Annotated in this window: 20 protein-coding genes; 9 read left to right on the forward strand and 11 right to left on the reverse strand. The window is 52.3% G+C overall.

Translation table 11 applies throughout. The features are described 5' to 3' along the window. Positions 1-17 precede the first annotated feature (17 nt). Positions 18-2,243, forward strand: a complete 2,226-nt coding sequence (locus E3E25_RS01305) for a DHH family phosphoesterase (RefSeq protein ID WP_167892571.1) — start codon at positions 18-20, stop codon at positions 2,241-2,243. 2 nt (positions 2,244-2,245) lie between these two features. On the opposite strand, the gene E3E25_RS01310 is transcribed toward E3E25_RS01305, so the two are convergent. Continuing rightward, the gene (locus tag E3E25_RS01310; RefSeq protein WP_167891528.1) at positions 2,246-8,584 is read right to left on the reverse strand and encodes a NosD domain-containing protein; all 6,339 of its coding nucleotides are present in this window, start codon (positions 8,582-8,584) and stop codon (positions 2,246-2,248) included. Between the two features lie 230 nt (positions 8,585-8,814). Between E3E25_RS01310 and E3E25_RS01315 the strand changes: the two genes are divergently transcribed. Together E3E25_RS01315 and E3E25_RS01320 are read left to right on the forward strand one after the other, a co-directional pair. Next, positions 8,815-9,069: a hypothetical protein gene (locus E3E25_RS01315; protein ID WP_167891529.1), complete on the forward strand. Its 255-nt coding sequence runs from the start codon at positions 8,815-8,817 to the stop codon at positions 9,067-9,069. 39 nt (positions 9,070-9,108) lie between these two features. Beyond that, positions 9,109-9,324 (forward strand): hypothetical protein, encoded by a 216-nt coding sequence (locus E3E25_RS01320; RefSeq protein ID WP_167892572.1) that lies wholly within the window; start codon positions 9,109-9,111, stop codon positions 9,322-9,324. A gap of 46 nt (positions 9,325-9,370) precedes the next feature. Here E3E25_RS01320 and E3E25_RS01325 read toward each other — a convergent pair whose 3' ends face one another. From E3E25_RS01325 to E3E25_RS01335, 3 genes are read right to left on the reverse strand one after another with little or no spacing between them, the layout of a single operon-like run. Beyond that, the gene (locus E3E25_RS01325) at positions 9,371-10,549 is read right to left on the reverse strand and encodes an MFS transporter (RefSeq protein ID WP_167891530.1); all 1,179 of its coding nucleotides are present in this window, start codon (positions 10,547-10,549) and stop codon (positions 9,371-9,373) included. A 3-nt stretch (positions 10,550-10,552) separates the two neighbouring features. Continuing rightward, positions 10,553-10,840, reverse strand: a complete 288-nt coding sequence (locus E3E25_RS01330; protein WP_167891531.1) for a PadR family transcriptional regulator — start codon at positions 10,838-10,840, stop codon at positions 10,553-10,555. A 49-nt stretch (positions 10,841-10,889) separates the two neighbouring features. Then, positions 10,890-11,306 carry a PaaI family thioesterase gene (locus E3E25_RS01335; protein ID WP_167892573.1) on the reverse strand — a complete coding sequence of 139 codons (417 nt, stop codon included), beginning with the start codon at positions 11,304-11,306 and terminating at the stop codon, positions 10,890-10,892. A gap of 98 nt (positions 11,307-11,404) precedes the next feature. Between E3E25_RS01335 and E3E25_RS01340 the strand changes: the two genes are divergently transcribed. Continuing rightward, positions 11,405-11,803: a DUF2240 family protein gene (locus E3E25_RS01340; protein WP_167891532.1), complete on the forward strand. Its 399-nt coding sequence runs from the start codon at positions 11,405-11,407 to the stop codon at positions 11,801-11,803. Here the strand turns inward: E3E25_RS01340 and E3E25_RS01345 are convergent. Next, on the reverse strand, positions 11,800-12,237 hold the full coding sequence (locus E3E25_RS01345) for a type II toxin-antitoxin system VapC family toxin (RefSeq protein WP_167891533.1): 438 nt from the start codon (positions 12,235-12,237) through the stop codon (positions 11,800-11,802). The two genes, E3E25_RS01340 and E3E25_RS01345, sit on opposite strands and share 4 nt — an antisense overlap. Next, entirely contained in the window at positions 12,215-12,391 is a 177-nt protein-coding gene (locus E3E25_RS01350) for a hypothetical protein (protein ID WP_167891534.1), read from the reverse strand. Before E3E25_RS01350 ends, E3E25_RS01345 begins: the two co-directional genes overlap by 23 nt. Before the next feature lie 83 nt (positions 12,392-12,474). Between E3E25_RS01350 and E3E25_RS01355 the strand changes: the two genes are divergently transcribed. Then, entirely contained in the window at positions 12,475-13,011 is a 537-nt protein-coding gene (locus tag E3E25_RS01355) for a nicotinamidase (protein WP_167892574.1), read from the forward strand. On the opposite strand, the gene E3E25_RS01360 is transcribed toward E3E25_RS01355, so the two are convergent. Then, positions 12,947-13,990, reverse strand: a complete 1,044-nt coding sequence (locus E3E25_RS01360) for an AI-2E family transporter (protein WP_167891535.1) — start codon at positions 13,988-13,990, stop codon at positions 12,947-12,949. The two genes, E3E25_RS01355 and E3E25_RS01360, sit on opposite strands and share 65 nt — an antisense overlap. A 54-nt stretch (positions 13,991-14,044) precedes the next feature. Here E3E25_RS01360 and E3E25_RS01365 point away from each other — a divergent pair, with 54 nt between their 5' ends. Further along, a complete protein-coding gene (locus E3E25_RS01365; RefSeq protein WP_167891536.1) occupies positions 14,045-14,365 on the forward strand; it encodes a hypothetical protein in 321 nt (106 codons plus the stop codon). Here E3E25_RS01365 and E3E25_RS01370 read toward each other — a convergent pair. Next, positions 14,331-14,810, reverse strand: coding sequence for a hypothetical protein (locus E3E25_RS01370; RefSeq protein ID WP_370456631.1), 480 nt, complete (start codon positions 14,808-14,810; stop codon positions 14,331-14,333). The two genes, E3E25_RS01365 and E3E25_RS01370, sit on opposite strands and share 35 nt — an antisense overlap. Before the next feature lie 57 nt (positions 14,811-14,867). Here E3E25_RS01370 and E3E25_RS01375 point away from each other — a divergent pair, with 57 nt between their 5' ends. After that, on the forward strand, positions 14,868-15,551 hold the full coding sequence (locus E3E25_RS01375; protein WP_167891537.1) for a DUF4152 family protein: 684 nt from the start codon (positions 14,868-14,870) through the stop codon (positions 15,549-15,551). Between the two features lie 37 nt (positions 15,552-15,588). Further along, on the forward strand, positions 15,589-15,951 hold the full coding sequence (locus E3E25_RS01380; protein ID WP_167891538.1) for a hypothetical protein: 363 nt from the start codon (positions 15,589-15,591) through the stop codon (positions 15,949-15,951). On the opposite strand, the gene iorA is transcribed toward E3E25_RS01380, so the two are convergent. The 3 genes from iorA to E3E25_RS01395 all read right to left on the reverse strand — a co-directional run bounded on the left by iorA (position 15,948) and on the right by E3E25_RS01395 (position 18,467). Next, a complete protein-coding gene (iorA, locus tag E3E25_RS01385) occupies positions 15,948-17,846 on the reverse strand; it encodes an indolepyruvate ferredoxin oxidoreductase subunit alpha (RefSeq protein WP_167892576.1) in 1,899 nt (632 codons plus the stop codon). The two genes, E3E25_RS01380 and iorA, sit on opposite strands and share 4 nt — an antisense overlap. Before the next feature lie 85 nt (positions 17,847-17,931). After that, positions 17,932-18,210 carry a hypothetical protein gene (locus E3E25_RS01390; RefSeq protein ID WP_167891539.1) on the reverse strand — a complete coding sequence of 93 codons (279 nt, stop codon included), beginning with the start codon at positions 18,208-18,210 and terminating at the stop codon, positions 17,932-17,934. 5 nt (positions 18,211-18,215) lie between these two features. Continuing rightward, positions 18,216-18,467, reverse strand: a complete 252-nt coding sequence (locus tag E3E25_RS01395; RefSeq protein ID WP_055429830.1) for a hypothetical protein — start codon at positions 18,465-18,467, stop codon at positions 18,216-18,218. A 91-nt stretch (positions 18,468-18,558) separates the two neighbouring features. On the opposite strand from E3E25_RS01395, the gene E3E25_RS01400 reads away from it, so the two are divergent. Continuing rightward, on the forward strand, positions 18,559-18,846 hold the full coding sequence (locus E3E25_RS01400) for a hypothetical protein (protein ID WP_167892577.1): 288 nt from the start codon (positions 18,559-18,561) through the stop codon (positions 18,844-18,846). Positions 18,847-18,853 lie beyond the last annotated feature (7 nt).

The following is an 18,853-nucleotide window of genomic DNA, read 5'->3' on the forward strand; positions in this document are numbered from 1 at the left end:
TTTCTAGGGTGATGCTCATGGTGGTTAAGGACTGTCCCGAGTGCCACGGAACCGGGAAGGTTAAGGTTGGCGAGAAGGAGTGCCCCGTTTGTGAGGGCTGGGGCTACGTTCCTGCCGACTTCAAGATAGGAGACAAGCTCAAAGGGTACAGAAACCTCGATTACATAGGAGTCGAGGATGAGGTTGACGAGATACCCTGTCCGGAGTGCCACGGCAAGGGTGTAGTGCCGGTTTACGATACCTGCCCGACCTGCGGTGGGACCGGCCGCGTTCTGGCCTGTGACATCTGCGGCAAGGTGAAAGAACCCTGGGAACCGGGTATGGAGACCACCTGGGTCTGTCCGGACTGTATGCGCAAGTACAAGGTCGTCTACGTTCTCGACAAGACCTGCGACGTCGAGGACATAGAAGTTGGGAACATCTACAAGGGGATCATAGACCGAGTGGAGCGCTTCGGCGTCTTCGTCAGACTCAACCCGCACGTTAGAGGGTTGATACGCAGGAAGGATCTCCTCGGCGGCAGGGAGTACAAGCCAGGCGAAGAAATCCTCGTCCAGGTTCTCGACGTCAGGCCCGACAAGGGCGAGGTGGACTTCATCGAGTCGGCACTCAAACACTACAAGACCGTAACCGTCCGGAAGGAGCTCCCGGTGACGCTCATCGGCGAGCTGAGCAAGGATATGGCCGGTCAGACGGTCAGGCTTCGCGGTAAGGTGACCCAGATACAGGTGACCGGCGGTCCAACGGTCTTCACGATAACGGATGGAACCGGAATAACGTGGGCCGCCGCCTTTGAGGCCCCCGGCGTCAGGGCATATCCCAATATCAACGTGGGTGACGTCGTCGAGGTAATAGGCAAGGTCGCCTTCCACTCGGGCGAGATACAGATTGAGGTCAGCGACATGGCCAGGCTGTGGGGGCCCGAGGCGGCGGAGGTGAAGAGGCGTATAGAGGAGGAGCTTGACAGGCGCGCCCAGCCACAGGACGTCGGCTTCCTGGTGGAGAGCGAGGTTTTGGAGAAGCTCAAGCCCAAGATAATGAAGGCGGCATTCATGATACGCAGGGCGATATACGAGGGCAGGCCCATCCTCCTGAGGCACCACGCAGATGCCGACGGCTATACCTCCGGTCTGGCGCTTGAGTACGCGATAGTCCCGCTCATCGAGGAAGTCTCTCCGGATTCGGGGGCCAGATGGAAGCTCTTCAAGAGAAGGCCGAGCAGGGCGCCCTTCTACGAGCTGGAGGATGTGCTCAAGGACATTATCTTCATGGTCGAGGATCACGAGAAGTTTGGCGACCCTCTTCCACTTTTGGTCATAGTTGACAACGGCGGAACGAGCGAGGATATTCCGGCGTACAGGCGTATAAGGGCCTACGGCGTGCCCATAGTCGTGATAGACCACCATGACCCGCGTGAATGGGTGAGCGAGGACAGGGCAAAGGTGGACGACTACGTTGACGTCCACGTCAATCCCCACCATATAAAGCGCGGCTACTACGAGCTAACCGCGGGAATGCTGGCAACGGAGGTGGCGCGCTTCATCAACCCTGAGGTTGAGGACAGGATAAAGCACCTGCCGGCCATAGCCGGAACGGGCGACAGAAGCAAGGCCCCGGAGTTCTACAGGTACCTTGAGATAGCGAAGAAAGCGAAGGGCCTCAACGAGGAGGATCTCAAGAAGATAGCCGAGGTGATAGACCACGAGGCCTTCTACTGGAAGTTCATGGATGGTCACGGCGTAATAGACGAAATACTTCTCCTCACCGGCAACCTCCAGAGACACAGGGAGCTCATCAATGCGATATATCCAGAGGTAAAGGAGAAGCAGGAGAAGGCTCTAAAGGCCTCACTGCCCCACGTCAAGAGCGTAGTCCTGCCCAACGGCATAAGGTTCAACACGATAGACATCGAGCTCTTTGCCCCGAAGTTCTCCTATCCAAGCCCCGGCAAGCTCTCCGGCCTGATACACGACCACTTCAAGGAGAAGTACGGCGAGGACGCGCCGATACTGACTTTAGCTTACGGCCCGGACTTCGCAGTTGTGAGAGCCGCCGACGGCATGGCAGCTTACGGCTTCGACCTCAACGAGATAATCCCGAAGCTCCAGGAGGCCCTGCCGAGCGCCGGCATAGAGGGCGGCGGCCACAGCTACGCTGGCTCGATAAAGTTCTTCGAGGGCATGCGCAAGGAGGTTTTGGAGGAGTTTGCAAAGCAGGTGCTAAAATTGAAAAAAGCGGGGTGATGCTACCCCTTTCCTCTCAGGCCCAGGCATGCGAGGAGAATAAGCAACAGCATTCCAGTTCCACATATCTTTCCTTCTTCAGGAGCTCCTGTTGGGATCTTCTCAGTTTCCTCTGGGCTGCTGGTCGTTGTTTCAGATGGGGATGTAAAGGTGGGTTTCTCCTCAGATTCGGGTTCTTTGGCTTTCACCGTAATCATCATCTTAGTTTCCGAGCTCAGTCCGTCCGAGTCAACAACTTTGAGCCGGACGATGTAGGTCCCTGCGTTCTGATATTTGTGGGTTGGATTTCTTTTCCTTGATATGTACCCGTCTCCGAAGTCCCACTCCCATGAGACTATTTCCCCGTCGGAATCTGAGGACATATCCATGAACCTAACTTCCGTGCCTACATTTGGATTTTCAGGGGAATGTGCAAATCTTGCCTTCGGTGGTGAAGCAAAGGAGAACCTCAGCACAGCGGGCTTGCTCATTTTTCCATCGTAGAGGACATAACCTTTAACCTCCGCCCCAGATTTTCCAGCATGAAAAGTTCCCTCAATTGTGACGTCTTCCTTTGGATTGAGAGTTACGTTCTTGATTATTTCTTTTCCTCCTGATGTTAGATGAACTTCACCCTTTACGGGCAGGTCTCCAGTGTTGATGACCCTCAAAACTGCGGTAAATTCCTTCCCGGGAGTGGGAGTTTCTGGGACGGTCAGAACATTCTCCACGTGTCTGATGCCAAGCTGGAAGTGCAGGAGCTTTCTGTCGAGCAGGTTGCCATCCATATCATTAGCAAGAAGTTCAACGTAGTAGTTCCCTGCTCTCAGGTTTTCCGTTGAAAACTCAAATGAGAATCGTCCTACTCCAGTGAGGTCATTAAGGAGGATGGGCTTGAGTCCTCTAACAGCTTTTCCGTTGGCTCCATTCCTGAGGACAGCTGTCAGAACAACGTCAGCCTTTTCTCCTTCGCTGGTTACTATCCCCGCTACCCTGACCCGTTCTCCAATATGATAACCACTTTTATCGAGCCTCGCCCTCGATATTTCGACGCTTGTTTTCACGTAACTTATGCTGAACTTATGGCGTCCATAAACGACTGCCTTCTTCGTGAGGTTGTTGTATTCCACCGGGAAGATCCTTATGAAGAGTGTGCTGCTTCCGTCGAAGTTCTCGATAACCCGCCACTGGTAGGGTATGAAGGTGAAGTTGACCACAGTCCAGTTCTCCTTTTCTTCACCTAGTTTCCCTACCCTGAATGGGGCCATTTCTATGTCCATAGTCTCCAGAACTTCCCTTTCTGTGAGTTCGACGTTTTGGACGCGCGTACCCTTCGGAATCCGGATACTGTATGTGTAGTACGGAATGGGAGATTGTCCCGGCAAGAGAAGAACGCCTCCGTCTTCGAGTTCTATAAGAGAACCCTCGTCGGTTTTTTGAATGCTGTAAGTTGGAGTATCCAGTTCGAGACTTTGCGGGGTTCCTTCCGGCTCCCCCGAGGGCGTGCCAATCCCAAGACCGAGCTTAGGATCGCCGTAGAGGTGCATGGAGATGACCCACAGCATATCCATATCGTCCTCGAGCTCCCAGGCCATACCTATCCCCATGTCTCTCTTGAGCTTCCTGAGCGCCTCCCCAATGGACATTCCTGATTCCCAGCGGTTGTAGAGCCTCTTTGCCCTTGCCGTCCATGGGGCGGAGTACGTGCTTTCTGTCGACCCGAGATATACTACAGCCCCCGCCTGCAAGAAGGCTTCCGCCATGCTCTTTCCCTTCGTGTAATCCCCTGTCAGACAGGATTCGGCATAGACGAGGGGGCATGTGTTTCCAAAGGGATTCCTCCTGCTGCTCACATCGCTCGCGTATATATCATCGATAACATTGGTATTCCCGTGGCCCTCAAAGTGGATTATGTCCTTTTCGGGGGTGTTGTTAAAGAACGCCTCAACTGCTAGTCTTCTGCCGTTCACAACTATTCTGTCCCCCTCTTTCACGTCCGGGTAGTCTGTGGTGTAGATAAGGGTCACCGCCGTACCCTGCCTCTCCAGGGCTCTCTTGACCGACCTGCTGCGTTCTCCAAAATCTTGGTCAGCACAGCCTCCACCTCTGCACTCAGACCATCCGGAAAGTATAAGTGCGTGGGAGCGGTCAAAGGAACATTCTCCCCTCAAGTGTCTTATAGCATTCCTTATAGCTATCTCAAGGTCACTCGCTGTGTCCCCAACTATCCTTCCAACCATGAGCTCTGGATCAAGGACATCACCTTCAGTGTTTGCGTACGGGAGGTCTGTCACTCTGACATGCATGACATCTCCTCCCTCCAGCCACAGGGGATCAAAGCTCATCTGTTGGGCAGGGACTATTTCTGTCTCTCCAACTATGAGGAGATATCCTTTAGAGAGCCAGCCGGGCTTCATCATCTGGCCCCAGCGCTTTATCAGCGTTGTTGAGAAAACGCTACCTTCCTTGAGCTCATTCCAGGTGAGGAACTCAAAGTTCTCGCCGTTGGTCACTACAACCTCATCTTCAGAACCCCCTATGATGTCTTCAAGCATTGCTTTGCCGGAATAGAAAAATAGGTGAGTCTCTCTAAGCCCATTGGTGTCGTACAATTCCACGGTGCCGGTGCCTTTCTTGAAGACCACCAGCTCCCCGATGCCGTCCCCATCCACATCTCCCCAGTCGACATCGTCTCCCTGCTGGTAGGATGTCTGGACGCTCCCGAGAAGGTTAATTTCCCCTCCTACAGTGAGCTCGTAGAACTCCAGCGTGCCGTTTGGCCTTAGGATTATTACCTCTTCTGGTTCTCCAGGATAAGCCTCGCCCATAAAGAGAATGCTGTCTCTCGGAATGGGTAGGGGATGTATGGTCCACCCCATTTCACCTGAAACCGGGTTGTAGCCAAATTCCATAATGCCACCATTCGTGGGATACAGGCACACTGGATAGTCGTACTCCTCCAGAACGCCCGCATATGGAAAACCGCAGTCGAGACATTTTTCTACAGGCGGTATGCCAGAGAGCTCGAACTCCTTTACGTACTCCTCCCGTGGATTCCCTCTTTTATCTGTAATCGTATTCCTTCCATAGATGGCTACCGTCCTGTTTTCAAAGACTAAAATGACTTCATCCTTGCCATCTTTATCGAAATCCACGAGCGCCATACTCTTTGCCGGCCCGATATTTAGTAGTGAGGGTCCGAACTTCTGGATGGGCTCATAAGTCCTCATTCCGTACGTAATGTTGAAAGGACTACCGTCCCTAACTATCTTGGCATAGTAGGCCACAACTTCCCTACTTCCATCCCCATTGGTGTCTCCTGTGGAAACGAGACGGGGATTTCGGTCTCTCATCCTTATCGATCCGCTGAAATCCACGTATCCAATGATGCCATTCCTGTACACCGCGAGCTCCGCCATTGCTGATAGCAGGTTGTGAACGCTTTCTTCGTTGTTCAGGACGTATAGGTTTGAGGGGTCAGTAACTATCAGGTAGTCACTCTCCCTAATTGCGTTTCTCCGTGCCTCTGCTATATCCTCAACTCTCCAGACTCCGTTCTCAAGAACCGTGGCATAATATCCCCTGTAGAACCTTTTCATGCTGGACTCGGTCTCGACGGTTATTCCTCCGCATCCCATACACACATATATTGGATGGGGATACATGACAGGAACCGCAAGATAGCTCACCTCAAGACGTTCTTCGGGTTGGAGTGTTACCGAATCAAAGTCTAAGTAAACCGTGGCTACTTCCGTTTCAGAGTCAAAAAGTGATTCCATGTTGTAATTACTGCCGTCGCTCTCAACGGGCTGGAATCCTTTGAGGCGTTGTGTTATCCGTTTCAGATCGATTGGAACATCCCCTGTGTTATGAACCCTGAGGGTAACGTTGAAGTAATTTCCATGGCGCACTGTTCTTATGTCGAGAGAGTAGTCCTCTTCCATCTCCTGCACTTCTACTGTTACCGCCCTCGAATAGTGGACACATCCATCGGTTGAATTTGCCACTGCAGCTATCAGGTATAAGCCAACGGGCAGGCCGCTCATGTCCCAGCTGTAGGAGAAGCTTAGGTCATCGTCAGTTCTTGGCCTAAATGTCTCGGAAACATTGTAGTCCCCGGGGCCCCAGATGTAAAGGGTGACCTCTCCGATGGCGTGAGGGATAAGCTCTGAGGGGTTGTTCATGCACGCCAACTGTCCCAGCTCTGAGCCCGGACAGTCCCTTATCGCGAGCTCGTACTCGGCGGCGTACACCTCTATATCTAATGTGGTTCCTGAAGGCACTCCATCCCGCCCAGCCTTTAGTGAGTAACGGTCCGGGGGCGAGGTTATCCTAACCTCTGCACTGTGAACCTCATACTCCGGTCTCCACAGTTCGCCACCGATTTCACAGACACCGGTCATGTCACAGACCTTTACCGTTATCTCGTGGTCTCGGAAGAAGGACGGACCGCTCATCCCCAGTGTCCTTGGGTTAAAAGAGGCAACCGCCAAGTTTTCGGGGCCGTAGTCAATTCCAATCAGTTTCCCGTCCAAGTAAAACTCTACCCGTGAGATGCCACTCTCATCATTAACCGGAACTCTAATTTCATAGTAGTTGCCCGAGCCTATAACCAGAACGTCTCCAACATCAGGCTTCTGTCCGTCTGGAACAGATTTCGTCTCAAAGAACATCTCTGCACTTATTGCTGTGTTGCCGCTTTCGTCCGTGACTGTGACCACGTAGCGATATAGAGCCGAAGGGGTGAGTCCTTCCACTCTGATAAGATGCTCCGCTGATGGAGTACTGACCCTTACCATACCCTCTAAGCTTAGGCTGTTTCTCCCATACCTGAGCTCCACCTTTACTGGTTCGTTTGTAGTTACTCTAATATCCGCGTAATCCTCTCCAACGTCCTCCACCTCTACGCTCAATATTCTCGGTGCCTCCTCGTCGCACTTCCATTCTTCCTCTCTGATGTTGTTGTTCTCTTGGATCTCCCTAATATCGTCTCCTGAATCGGCCCATATCCCTATCGTAAACGTCAGCCATAGACATTCCGAAAGTTCAAAGCTGCTCTCTTCTCTCTCTCCAGGTTTTAGCCTCTCAAAGGACGTTTCCTTCACGGGCTCGCCGTTTATCATCAGAGCCACTCTGAACTTCCCTGATGCCTCGTCTCCGGAGTTTATTACCTGGAAGTACACTCGGCTACCCTCTCTCCAGATGTCAGTTACCCTTAAATCAGGACCGCTGGCAGGCTTTGGAAGAACCAAGGGAAGCCAGTCTCCATTCTTCAGGTTTCCTCTGGACGTGTGAGGCACATCTGTATTTCCGATACCATCTCCATCGGTGTCTTTGCCGTAATAGTCGCTCCAGTAGTTGCCCCCTATGTAATACCCTCCAACTATGTTTCTTCCACTCTTTTTGGTTGTGTTCCAGTAATTTTTACCAAGATCGATAGCGTTCTGGACGTTAGAGAGGTAGTTATTGTAGATGAGATTTCCGGATGTGTCTGCAATGTATATACCAACACCATTATCCGTGATGATGTTGTCCTTTACAGTGTTGTTCGAGCTCGAACCTATAATCATAATTCCCCTTCCGTTTTCAGAGATAACGCTGTCCTCGAGTACATTTCCATCGCTTGACTGGATTGCAATGCCAATTTCTCTTCCATCCTTCAGTGTGTTATTGGGAAGTACATTGAAGTTTGAGGCGTCTTTCAGCAGGATGCCTGTGTATATTGGTGATATAATTGTGTTGTTGGAAACAATGTTCCTGGATGCAGAGTTCAAAAACACTCCCCTTTCCGGACCATTCATCTCGTTGAACAAAACTCTGACATTCGATGCCCTGTAAATCATCACCGGAATAGCAACGCTCTCAAAGTGATTAAGGGAAACTTCATGCCCAGTTCCCTTCTCTCCAATATAGACTCCCCCATAGTCGGAGACAATTCTGTTTCCCAATATCTTGCATCCTGAGGTGCCCTTCTCTATGACCACAGCATAAATGCCCTCTTTCTTGACCCCGGTTATTGTTAGCGCTTTAATGACCACCCCGTCGCTTCTAATCCTGAAAACGGGCATCCCCGGTTCAGGAGTTTCTACAACGACATCCTCTGGGTTACCTGAGGCGGAGCTTATCACTAAGGGCTTTGTCACATTGACACTTTCCCTGTAGTATCCAGGATCCAGAAGGAGCACATGCCCGGCTTTTGTATCCGGATCATCTATGGCCTCTTGTATCTTAGAGAAGAGTTCTCCCGTGTTTAGGTTTCTCACAACGGGCACAGCACCAGCGCGGGCATATCTTGGGATTCCCAAGGCTGAAATAATCAATAATAGAAGAATGAGAAGGGAAACAACCTTTTCCAATCTCATCTCATTCCCCTCTCAGACCTTTTTAGATTATTGAAGAAGTTTTGTTTCTCTGAGGAACTTAACAAAACAAGTAGAAACTTCCCCAGAGGCGATAATTTTACCTTGCTATACTATGCAATTTTTCTATAAATAATTTTTGAATTATCCTTCATCAATTTGACAAAATTCTAGAGATGACTTTTTAAAGGATTATGGATAAGGTTCTTGAAAATAAAAAGGGAGGAATGTTGATGAGAATAGTTCTTGAGGTTACCTTCAGAATGGGCGGCGTTTCTTACCGCAGTTATCGCTGGGAAGATGATGTCCTTGTTTTCGAGTTCGAGCGCCTTGGGGATGCATTCATTCAGGTCCTCAGCACTCGGAAGGTTGAGGAGGAAGTTGAGAAAAGGCCATCAGCCGTGATCGTCGAACTGAAGACGAAGGAAGGCGGGAAAATCTTCGAAGCTAGGGAGGAGGGAGGAATCTACCGGGCGATGGAGCCTTAGGTTTTTATACTTCCTTTCCAATCCCCTACGGTGATGCCCATGTACATGGCGGAGTTCAAGCTTCGCTTTGGTGACATGAAATGGTACGTCAGGAGGATCGTCGAGGCTTCCTCACTTGAGGAGGCGGAGGAAATCGCCGAGCGCTACGCAAAGGCGATGAACAAGGGCGAAGTTAGGTGGGAGCTCAGCTACGTCATTGAGGCTGAGAGACCCCTGCTCATTGGAAAGAAAGAGCTTGAGAAGATGGGCGCATGATCTTCAGTCTGCCCTTACCTTTTCTCTCAAAAATTTGAGAGAGAGGTCACTCCCTCACGAAGGCCATTAGGAGCATGGCAACGAAGTTCATCAGAGCTGCGAAGGTGAAGGCGTAGGCCAGTGAGTAGCTCCCCCAGAGCCAGCCCGCTATCACTGACGCCGGAAGGACAAAGATTCCGAAGACCGTGTGGTATGCCCCGATTATCGTGCCCTTCTCGTATTCCCTCGCCAGGTCCGCCATGTACGCCCTTGGGACCGTGTCCTCGATGGCGATGTAGATTCCATAGAGCACGAAAGCCGCTATGAGCGTGTAGAAGTCCCTCGCGTAGGCGAAAGCCAGAGCCGCCAAAGCCGCAACGCCGAAGCCCAGGGTTATCATCCTCTTCTTTCCGAAGGTATCGGAGTAGGTTCCAAGGGGATAGGCCGAGAGGGCGTAGATGAGGTTGAAGAGTGCGTAGAATGCCATGCTCTGAACCACGGAGTAGCCGAGCTCTTGAGCTTTCCACATCGTGAAGGCGTAGCTGTACCTTCCGAGTGCACCTATAGCCACCACCGCGAGGAAGAGCTGCAGGTTCCTGTTCCTCAGCGTGGATATGCCCTTTATCTTCTTCTTGACTTCACCTCCCCGGTCCTTCACTAGGAGGATTATCACGAGGAGCGATATCGCGCCAGGAACCGCGGAGAGCAGGAAGATGTAGCGGTAGGCCGTTTCAGCTGGCAGGCTTTTGAGAAGCTCTATCAGGCCGATTGCAACGAGCGGTCCGGCGACGGCTCCGAGGGTGTCCATCATCCTGTGGAAGCCGAAGGACTTTCCGGTCTTCCCTTTTTCGCTCGATTCCGCTATAAGTGCATCTCTGGGGGCTGTTCTTACCCCCTTTCCTATCCTGTCCACCGCGCGCAAGAGGAGGAAGTCCCACCAGTAGCGGGTGAAAGCTAAGGCTCCTTTGGCGAGGGTTGAGAGGGCGTAACCGGCGAAGACAAAGGCCTTTCTCTTTCTAAAGCGGTCGCTCACGTAGCCAAAGGCAACCTTGAACAGCGAGCTCATGCTCTCTATCGCGCCCATAACGGAACCGCCGAGCAACTTCCCGGTACCGAGGACCTCCATCAGGTAGCTCGGCATTATCGGCATTATCATCTCGCTGCTCATGTCGTTGAGGAAGCTGACGATTCCAAGTAAGAAGACGTTCCAGCTTATTCCGAATATCTTCTTCTCCCTTTCCTCCATCCCTTATTCCCCCAGCAGTTCCGTGCAGAGCTCCTTCAACCTTTCCCTGCCCTCGTCTAGGGTTTTCCGGCCGATTTTCGTTATCTCGTAGACCCTAACCCGTCTCCCGCCCCGGACCTCCCAGTGGCTCTTAAGGAGGCCTTCCTTCTCAAGGGCGTGGAGGAGGGGATATATGGTTCCAGGGCTGACGTGGTAACCGTGTCGCTCAAGTTCTTTCATCAGAAACGAGCCGGTAACCCCTTCGCTCGCGTGGTGGAGTATGTGCAGGGTGAGAAAATCTCGGTACTTCATATCTAACACCGATATCGAAATACGATATTTTGGTTTAAAAAATTTTGGCTCATTCGAGCACGTGCTTCTCTAGGACGTAGCAGTGGAAAATGCCTTCAAAGACCTTCTCGCTCCTCTCGTTGAAGACCTCTGCATTTACGATTTTCTTCCTCCGGGGGGACGTTCCGTCCCTCACACCCCCTCCAGACTCTTCTATAACCTCTGCTTTGGCTATCAGCTTTTCACCGACCTTAACTGGCTTCAGGAACTTCACTTCAGCCTTCCCGAGCACGACCGTTGGCTCGTTCACAGCGAGCATTGCCGCGTAGTCGGCTAAGCCGAAGGTGAAGCCCCCGTGAACCAGCCCGTACTCATCGACGGCCATCTCTTCAGTCGTCTCCAGAAGGACTTCCGCGTAGTTCTTCTCGATTTTCACGGGCTTTCCAACCAATCTTTTGGAGGCCAGCCTGTGAGTCCTCTGCTCCATCGGCATCACCGTTTAGGGTTCTCGCGGGTGCTTAAACATCTAACGGAGTTATGCAAAGGTTTATTTATTCCAGCACCCTAAAAAAGTTAGGTGATAGCTTGCACCCGATAAAACGCGCGGTTGAGTACAAGGGTTCAGTTGAGTTCACCCGGAGCGAGCTCGTTGGGATACTGGCCTTCAGCCTCCGCCTGATGGATGTAAAGACCGCGAAGGAGCTTATAGCGAAGTCCCTGGAGGAGGGCCTCCTTGAGGAAAAAGATGGGCTTCTGGTGGTCAACAAAAGCCTGCTCGCGGAGGAAGAGGCCGAGGAGGACCTCTTCAACGAGATGGTGACTCATATCGCAGATTCCCTAGGCTGGGAGCGGGAGGAGGTTCTTGAGGGAATAAAAGCCCTCCGCGAGCGCTACGGCGACCTCGACGAGAAGGTTCTCGCCTATCTCCTCGGCATGGACAAGGGGGTGGATATGTCGAGGTTTAAAGAAAAGCTTGGGGTTTAGGGCGAATAAAGGGGAACACCCTCCTCTTTGGCAGGCCCTCCAAAATCGGAATCAAGGGTTGCAAGAGTCATATCGTAAATCTTGGCAGTGGCAAGGATTATGGCGTCGTTTGGGAGAAGGCCATGTCTTGTTATTATCTCTGATGCCGTCTGAAGAACCACCTCGTTTATCTCTGCAATCTTAAATTGCTGAAGGAGGGCAAGAACCTTTTCTACGCCGCTATTAACAACCGCAGGGGGTTTCTTCTTGAGGGCAAATGCCGAGAGACCCGTTGTCTTTGAAATGAAGAGAAAAACTACCTCGGAGTAGACGATTGCGTTTATAAAAATCTCGTATTCGCTGGAGAGGAGTGAAGAGAGAACTTTCATAGCCTTGGGATTTCCTTTGAGGTACTCAACAAAAACGTTTGAGTCAATAAGCACTCGCTTGGTCATAAGTTTCCCCCTCTAGTTCTTCCCACGATTCTTTTCCTTTGAGCACTCCATAAAGCTCGCTTAAAAGGACTTCAAGCTCTATAATCCTTCGGAGCTTTTTTTTGAATAGTTCCTCATCGACACCGGGGGGAAGTTTTACAGTAATCTCTGACATGTTATCTGGTTGGTATTCTCTTCTATTAAGCTTTGTGGGCAAGGATTTAAACCCTAAACCTAAGACGTTTAATGGTGGTGGCCATGCCCGAGGAGGCGCTCATAGTTGTGGATATGCAGAGGGATTTCATGCCCGGGGGCGCTTTGCCGGTTCCGGAGGGGGACAAAATAATCCCCCGGTGCAACGAGTACATCAGGGAGTTCAGAAAAAGGGGGGCTTTAATAGTCGCCACCCGTGACTGGCATCCCGAGAACCACGTCAGCTTTAGGGAGCATGGAGGAATATGGCCGAAGCACTGCGTTCAAAACACTCCCGGGGCGGAGTTCGTCGTTGAACTGCCCGCCGACGCGGTGATAATCTCGAAAGCTACGGAACCGGATAAGGAGGCCTATTCGGGATTTGAGGGAACGGACCTGGCCGAGATACTGAAGAGAAACGGGGTAAGGAAGGTTTACATCTGCGGCGTCGCCACGGAGTACTGCGTTAGAGCCACCGCCCTCGACGCTTTAAAGCACGGCTTCGAAGTTTACCTGCTTCGCGATGCGGTGAAGGGAATCAAACCCCAGGATGAGGAACGGGCTTTGAAGGAGCTTGAGAATGCCGGCGTGAAGGTTCTTTAGAGACCACCCTCTTCCATTCTTTGAGGAGGACGAGGAGAAGATTGAGCACTATCGGACCTATTATGAGGCCCTTCACTCCCATGGCCCACGTTCCGCCTATCATTCCGATGAATACGAGGGTCTCGTCGAGGTTCGCGTCTTTGGCGACCATCATGGGCCTTATCGTGTAGTCCGGCATCGGGGAAACAAGGAGGAAGCCGTAGATCGCTATCCCAATTGCGTGGAGGTACATGGCATCCTTGGCGAAGTACGCGGCTGCGATTAGCCATATCATCCAGCCCTCAAAGAGGGGAACAAAGGAGAAGATGAAGGTCAGGAAGCCCGCCACTATAGCTGTGTAGAGGTCGGAGACCCCGAACAGGAGAAAGCCAAGGCTCATCAGAACACCTTTTATGACGTTTAAGACCAGCCAGGCCCTCACCAGCGCTCCCAGGGTCTTATTGAGGCTTTCGAGTATTTCCTCGCCCAGGCGGCGGTTTCTATCAGGAATCGCCAGCCGTATCTCTTCCGCTATCTCATGAGCGTTCGACAGTGCGTAGTAGAATGTGAAAAGGAAGACGACGAGCTGGAGGAGGTACATGGGAAGGGAGAAGGCCTGCTTCGATATGTACTCCGACAACCGTGGGATGAGCTGATTGAAGAAGTTCTGGAGGAAATCTAGGACCTCTGGAGGCAGAGGCTGGCTTATGAGCCACCGGAAGAAATCAACGACGCTCTGGTAGAAAGAAGCCGCAACCTGGACGGATATCATCAGAAGCTCGAAGGTTACTACACCGCCGAGCCCCAGCATCCCCACCGTGAGGAGCATCGCGGAGTGCATCTCACCAAGCTTGGGAGCGAGTCGCCTCTGTATGGGATAGGCTGCATAGGCCAGAATCAGGCCAAAGAATATCGGCGTTATCAGTGGGCTGATAGCCTTCCACGTTATGTACGCTATGATGAGCACGACAGCGATCCAGGCGAGTCTCTCCGCCTTCATATCCCTCGACAGATTTATTAGGTCTCCCCTTATAAACCATGCGTGCTGTCGGGGATGGAAACTGCTCTGAGGGAAAAAGCTCTGGCATATATAAGCCGCGCAGAGTATTATCTGGAGGAAAAACGCTTTGAAATGGCATACAACGCCTATATGGATGCCCTACATACCATTGGGGCCTATCTAGTTCACCGAGACACAGGGATTCTCATGTCCGCGAACGAGATGATGGGGATCCTTAAGAGCCGGCATCCGAAAATCCACGAGGTTATAGTCCGATATTCCCGACTGACTAGTTTTGATGAAGGAACGATAAAGGCCATGGGAAAAGATGTGGAAAAGCTCAGAGATGTGATGTTTCCCACTGTGGGGGAATAATCGATATAACCCCCAACATTGAGGACATAATCTTCTCTTCTTCCCTGCTCTTCCCTCTGCAGTCCCTAACCGCGCTTTCGAGAGTCTTCGCCAGCCCCCCGTTCCCGTAGAGGGTGACCAACACTATACCGCCCTCCGAGGGGTGGAAGGTTATGTAGACGATGTCCCCGTCCCTCACCTCTATTCCGGAGGGAACCATCTTCAGCAGAAACGCCCCACTCTTGCCGTCACGGTTCCATATTCCGGTTATCTCAAGCATCCCACGGGAGTAGAAGACGTTGAGGAACGGTAGGGGCTCCCCTGGGGGTGTTAGCGGATACGTTCCCATCCTGTATAGGACGACCTTCCCCCTAGCGGTTCCCAGAAATGCCGAACCACAGAGGTCATCTATGTAATGACCCAAAGCTTCATAAACAATATCGCCTGACCCATCCAACGCTATCACCACTGTATATGTTGGCTTCCGTCCTATATTGGTAATTGGTCCTTAACGGTGGTCGCGATGAGAATAGTCGCCGCTGACACGGGTGGTGCCCTGCTGGATGAGGAGTACAATCCAATAGGTCTAATAGCCACGGCGGCCGTTCTTGTGGAGAAGCCATATAAGACGGCAACGACAAGCATGGTTAGATACGCGAATCCCTTCGACTACGACATGAGCGGAAGACAGGCCGTTCGGGAGGAGGCTTTTCTGGCCGTTGAACTCGCGAGAGGGGTAAAGCCCAATGTGATACACCTCGACTCGACGATAGGTGGAATCGAGGTGCGGAAGCTCGACGAGCCGACGATAGAGGCACTCACGATAACAGACAGGGGCAAGGAAGTGTGGAAGGACCTCGCTAAAGACCTTCAACCCTTGGCGAAGAAGTTCTGGGAGGAGACTGGCATTGAAATAATTGCCATCGGCAAGTCCAGCGTCCCAGTGAGGATAGCGGAGATCTACTCGGGCCTCTACACGGCCAGGTGGGCGATTGACTACGCTAAGGAGCACGGCAAGGCCATCGTCGGCCTGCCTAGGTATATGGAAGTTGAAATCCGACCCGGAAAAATTTACGGGGAAAGCTTAGACCCGCGCGAGGGTGGCCTCTTCGGGGAAATTGAGGCAAACACTGAAGGGATCGGCTGGGAGCTGTATCCAAACCCCCTTGTGAGGCGCTTCATGGTGCTGGAGGTATGGAGGGAGTGATATAAAGTTTTTAACCGATTATTCATTACTTCTTTTGATGGCTGGGCTGGAAGTTCCCTTGTTGTATACTTTCGTGATACTTTTGAACGTTGTCTTGGTCTGGATTAGAGCCACGGAGTTCTTCTACTACTTTCATGACTGGTTTGCTACTGAAAATCTTGGGGGGCTAGATTACATGGATCCAGAAAACTGGAGGGCCGTTCTCAGGGGGGCTTTACTTCTCGCGATTCCTGTGATACTCGTTATCTGGTTGTTCAATTCCGTAGATAATGTAATTGGCATCGTGGGGGGATTTGGAGCCGTTGTTTTGTATCAGCTTCTTCTCGGCGCCATGGTCTCCGACGAAATAGAAAAATCAAGAAGGGAAAGGAAAGATGGCTGGCGCTACGGCTGGTATTAGTCCAGCTCGCTCGGGAACTTTATCGCATCGAAGGGACACGTCTGGTTGCAGACGCCGCAGCCGGTGCAGAGCAGGGAATCTATGCGCACCTTGTTCGTCTCCGGGTCATAAACGAGCGCCGGACAGCCGGTTAAGAGTATGCACGCCTTGCAGCCGGTGCACTTCTCCTCGATAACCAGGGGTATCTCCCCTATCTCGCCGCGCCTTATGACCGGAATGACGCACTCCTGCTTGGCTATTATCACCGCCGGCCCCTCAACCTGCATGGCCTCCTTGATGGCTTCCCTTGTTGCTTTGAGGTCGTAGGGGTCAACTGTCTTAACGTACTTCACCCCGAGAGCTTTGACGAGGGCTTCAATGTCAATCTCGTTGAACTTCCTGCCGGTTTCACTTCCGCCCGTCCCGGGGTGGGGCTGGTGGCCGGTCATCGCCGTCGTCCTGTTGTCGAGTATCATGACGAGAACGTTCAGGTTCTTGTAGACGGCATCGACCAGCGGCTGGATTCCGTTGTGGAAGAACGTTGAGTCGCCGATGGTGGCTATCACCTTCTTGTTCAGCGCCACGCTCTGGCCGTTGGCAAGGCTTATGCTCGCGCCCATAACGTATTCCGTCCATATCGCCTCAAGCGGCGGAAGGAGCGACAGTGCATAGCAGCCTATGTCGCCGTGAATCGGGAGGGAATAGCGGCCCAGCTTGAGGTCTCTCAATGCGTCCAGCGCGGCGCGGTAGCTCCCCCTGTGCGGACAGCCGGGACACATCACCGGCGGCCTCTTTGGGGCGAGGCTTTCGGCGTATTTGACTTCCTCCGGCTTCTTGTAGGTCTCCCCCTCCTCGCCGATAAGTCTTAAGAGTGCGTTCCTGACGAGGCTCGGCGTCAGTTCGCCCTCGAGCGGGAAGTGGCCGGTTCTCTTGCCGTAGACTGGGACGCTTAATCCTGCCTCGTAGGCCGCTATCTTGACCTCCTCCTCGAGGAAGGGCGCGCCGTCCTCAATCACTATCGCGAAGTCCACTCCCTTTAGGAACTCAACGACGAGCTTCCTCGGGAGCGGGTGGGGAGTTGAGAGCTTGAGAACCTTGAAATCTCCGCCGATCTTCGGGAGAATTTCCCTCACGTAGTTGTAGGGCGCGCCCTCGACGATGATTCCGATTCTTCCCTCGCCCTCGACCCAGTTGAAGGGCATCGAGCTGAACTCCTCCTCTATCTTCGCGAGGGTCTCGTTCAGCCAGCGGTGCCTCCTCCTGTTGCCCTCCATGCTGGCTCTGACATAGCGCTCTATGTCTTTCTTGAAGACTGGCTTCCTGTCAAGCTCGATGAACTCGCCGACCTCCACGTCAGCTGTGGTGTGGTTAACCCTGGTAGTCGTCCTGAAGATTACCGGGACTTTGTATTTCTCGCTCAGCTCGTAGGCGTAGATGATTAAATCGTGGGCCTCCTGAGGACCGGCGGGCTCAAGAACCGGGAGGAGTGAGATTTTTCCATAATAACGGTCATCCTGCTCGGTCTGGCTGGTGTGCGGACCGGGGTCATCTGCAACGAGGATGACCAAGCCACCCTCAACACCGGAATACGCCAAACTCATGAGCGGGTCGGCGGCAACGTTCAGGCCCACGCACTTCATCGTGACTAGCGCCCGGAGGCCAGTGTATGCAACGCCTGCCGCTTCCTCTAAAGCCACTTTCTCGTTGGGTGCCCACTCCGCAAAAACCTCGGGCTTCAGATGGGCTATCGTCTCGATGACCTCAGTTGATGGAGTTCCCGGATAACCTGTCGCAAAGACAACACCGCTTTCGAGGGCACCATAAGCAATGGCCTCGTTGCCCATGAGAAGCTTTTTTTCACGTTTTCTGGACTTGGACTCAACCGAATCAGAAGGATAAGCCTTAACCGCTTCCATGATAACCACCGTAGTTTCTTTGCGAAGGGGGTTAAAACTCTACCTTCAGAAAAGTGTCAATGAAAATTGAAAAATTTTCGAAAAACTACTTCCTCTTTTTCTCGTTCTTTTCGTAGTAGACCTCGTTGTGTGTCCGGAACCAGGTTCTTGTTATGGTCTCCGAGCGCCATTCCTTGGGGGCCATTATGAAGAGAACCCCGAGGGTGAACGCCACCACGGTGATAACACCGGCAACCGGTGCATAGCCTGAAAAGCCCCAGAACATAATGAGAAACGGAACACTGATAATCCCGACCACGATGGAGGCGAAGAGCACCGTGAGGATCTTGTATCCGTACCTCTCCATAAACAGACCCAAATCCATCTTCTTCACCTCTTGGGCCGGTCATCGTAAAAGTACTTTGCGTGAGCCTGCGCTTGGGCGTCCATGACGCGTCTCTTTACTGTGAAGGCGTAGAGGATTCCAAACAGCAGGAGCAGCCCCCCGGCGAATAGGCCAAAGAGCTTGAGAACTGCATAGACAGAGAACGCCAGAACTCCAAGTATCATTAAAAGGACGAGCCCAAATATGCCGAAGAGGATTTTGTACCCGTACCTCTCCATGAAGAGGTCGAAGTCCATCTCTGCCACCGGGTAAAATTTTACCCCTTCGGTGTAAAAAGCTTTTGGGGAAGCTTAAATACCCCGGTGCATAGGTTATGACGTGGTGATTATGAAGGTCAGAGAGCTTATTGAGATGGTCGATGAGACCATAGCCAACCTGAAGATAGCGATAATCGCGAACCAGAACAGGGCCTTTGAGAGCCCACACACGAGCTACGAGTTCACGCAGAGGGCGATTGAGCTCCAGGAGGATTTGAATGACCTAATGAAGGCGAGAGAGATGCTCGTCAAGCTCGACCCCGAGAGCGAAGTCGAGGGGCACTTCTCCAGGGAGGAGCTTGAGGAGTTTTTAAAGCTCCTGGAACTTCTTAGGAAAGCCGATGCGCACGCCTTCTAAGCCGGGG

The organism is Thermococcus sp. MAR1 (assembly GCF_012027305.1).
Taxonomy (GTDB): domain Archaea; phylum Methanobacteriota_B; class Thermococci; order Thermococcales; family Thermococcaceae; genus Thermococcus.

Coding starts and splice junctions, on each gene's coding strand:
- E3E25_RS01305 (WP_167892571.1), top strand. CDS start 18: ATGGTGGTTAAGGACTGTCCCGAGTGCCACGGAACCGGGAAGGTTAAG.
- E3E25_RS01310 (WP_167891528.1), bottom strand. CDS start 8,584: ATGAGATTGGAAAAGGTTGTTTCCCTTCTCATTCTTCTATTATTGATT.
- E3E25_RS01315 (WP_167891529.1), top strand. CDS start 8,815: ATGAGAATAGTTCTTGAGGTTACCTTCAGAATGGGCGGCGTTTCTTAC.
- E3E25_RS01320 (WP_167892572.1), top strand. CDS start 9,109: ATGTACATGGCGGAGTTCAAGCTTCGCTTTGGTGACATGAAATGGTAC.
- E3E25_RS01325 (WP_167891530.1), bottom strand. CDS start 10,549: ATGGAGGAAAGGGAGAAGAAGATATTCGGAATAAGCTGGAACGTCTTC.
- E3E25_RS01330 (WP_167891531.1), bottom strand. CDS start 10,840: ATGAAGTACCGAGATTTTCTCACCCTGCACATACTCCACCACGCGAGC.
- E3E25_RS01335 (WP_167892573.1), bottom strand. CDS start 11,306: ATGGAGCAGAGGACTCACAGGCTGGCCTCCAAAAGATTGGTTGGAAAG.
- E3E25_RS01345 (WP_167891533.1), bottom strand. CDS start 12,237: ATGACCAAGCGAGTGCTTATTGACTCAAACGTTTTTGTTGAGTACCTC.
- E3E25_RS01350 (WP_167891534.1), bottom strand. CDS start 12,391: ATGTCAGAGATTACTGTAAAACTTCCCCCCGGTGTCGATGAGGAACTA.
- E3E25_RS01355 (WP_167892574.1), top strand. CDS start 12,475: ATGCCCGAGGAGGCGCTCATAGTTGTGGATATGCAGAGGGATTTCATG.
- E3E25_RS01360 (WP_167891535.1), bottom strand. CDS start 13,990: ATGAAGGCGGAGAGACTCGCCTGGATCGCTGTCGTGCTCATCATAGCG.
- E3E25_RS01365 (WP_167891536.1), top strand. CDS start 14,045: ATGGAAACTGCTCTGAGGGAAAAAGCTCTGGCATATATAAGCCGCGCA.
- E3E25_RS01375 (WP_167891537.1), top strand. CDS start 14,868: ATGAGAATAGTCGCCGCTGACACGGGTGGTGCCCTGCTGGATGAGGAG.
- E3E25_RS01380 (WP_167891538.1), top strand. CDS start 15,589: ATGGCTGGGCTGGAAGTTCCCTTGTTGTATACTTTCGTGATACTTTTG.
- iorA (WP_167892576.1), bottom strand. CDS start 17,846: ATGGAAGCGGTTAAGGCTTATCCTTCTGATTCGGTTGAGTCCAAGTCC.
- E3E25_RS01390 (WP_167891539.1), bottom strand. CDS start 18,210: ATGGATTTGGGTCTGTTTATGGAGAGGTACGGATACAAGATCCTCACG.
- E3E25_RS01395 (WP_055429830.1), bottom strand. CDS start 18,467: ATGGACTTCGACCTCTTCATGGAGAGGTACGGGTACAAAATCCTCTTC.
- E3E25_RS01400 (WP_167892577.1), top strand. CDS start 18,559: ATGAAGGTCAGAGAGCTTATTGAGATGGTCGATGAGACCATAGCCAAC.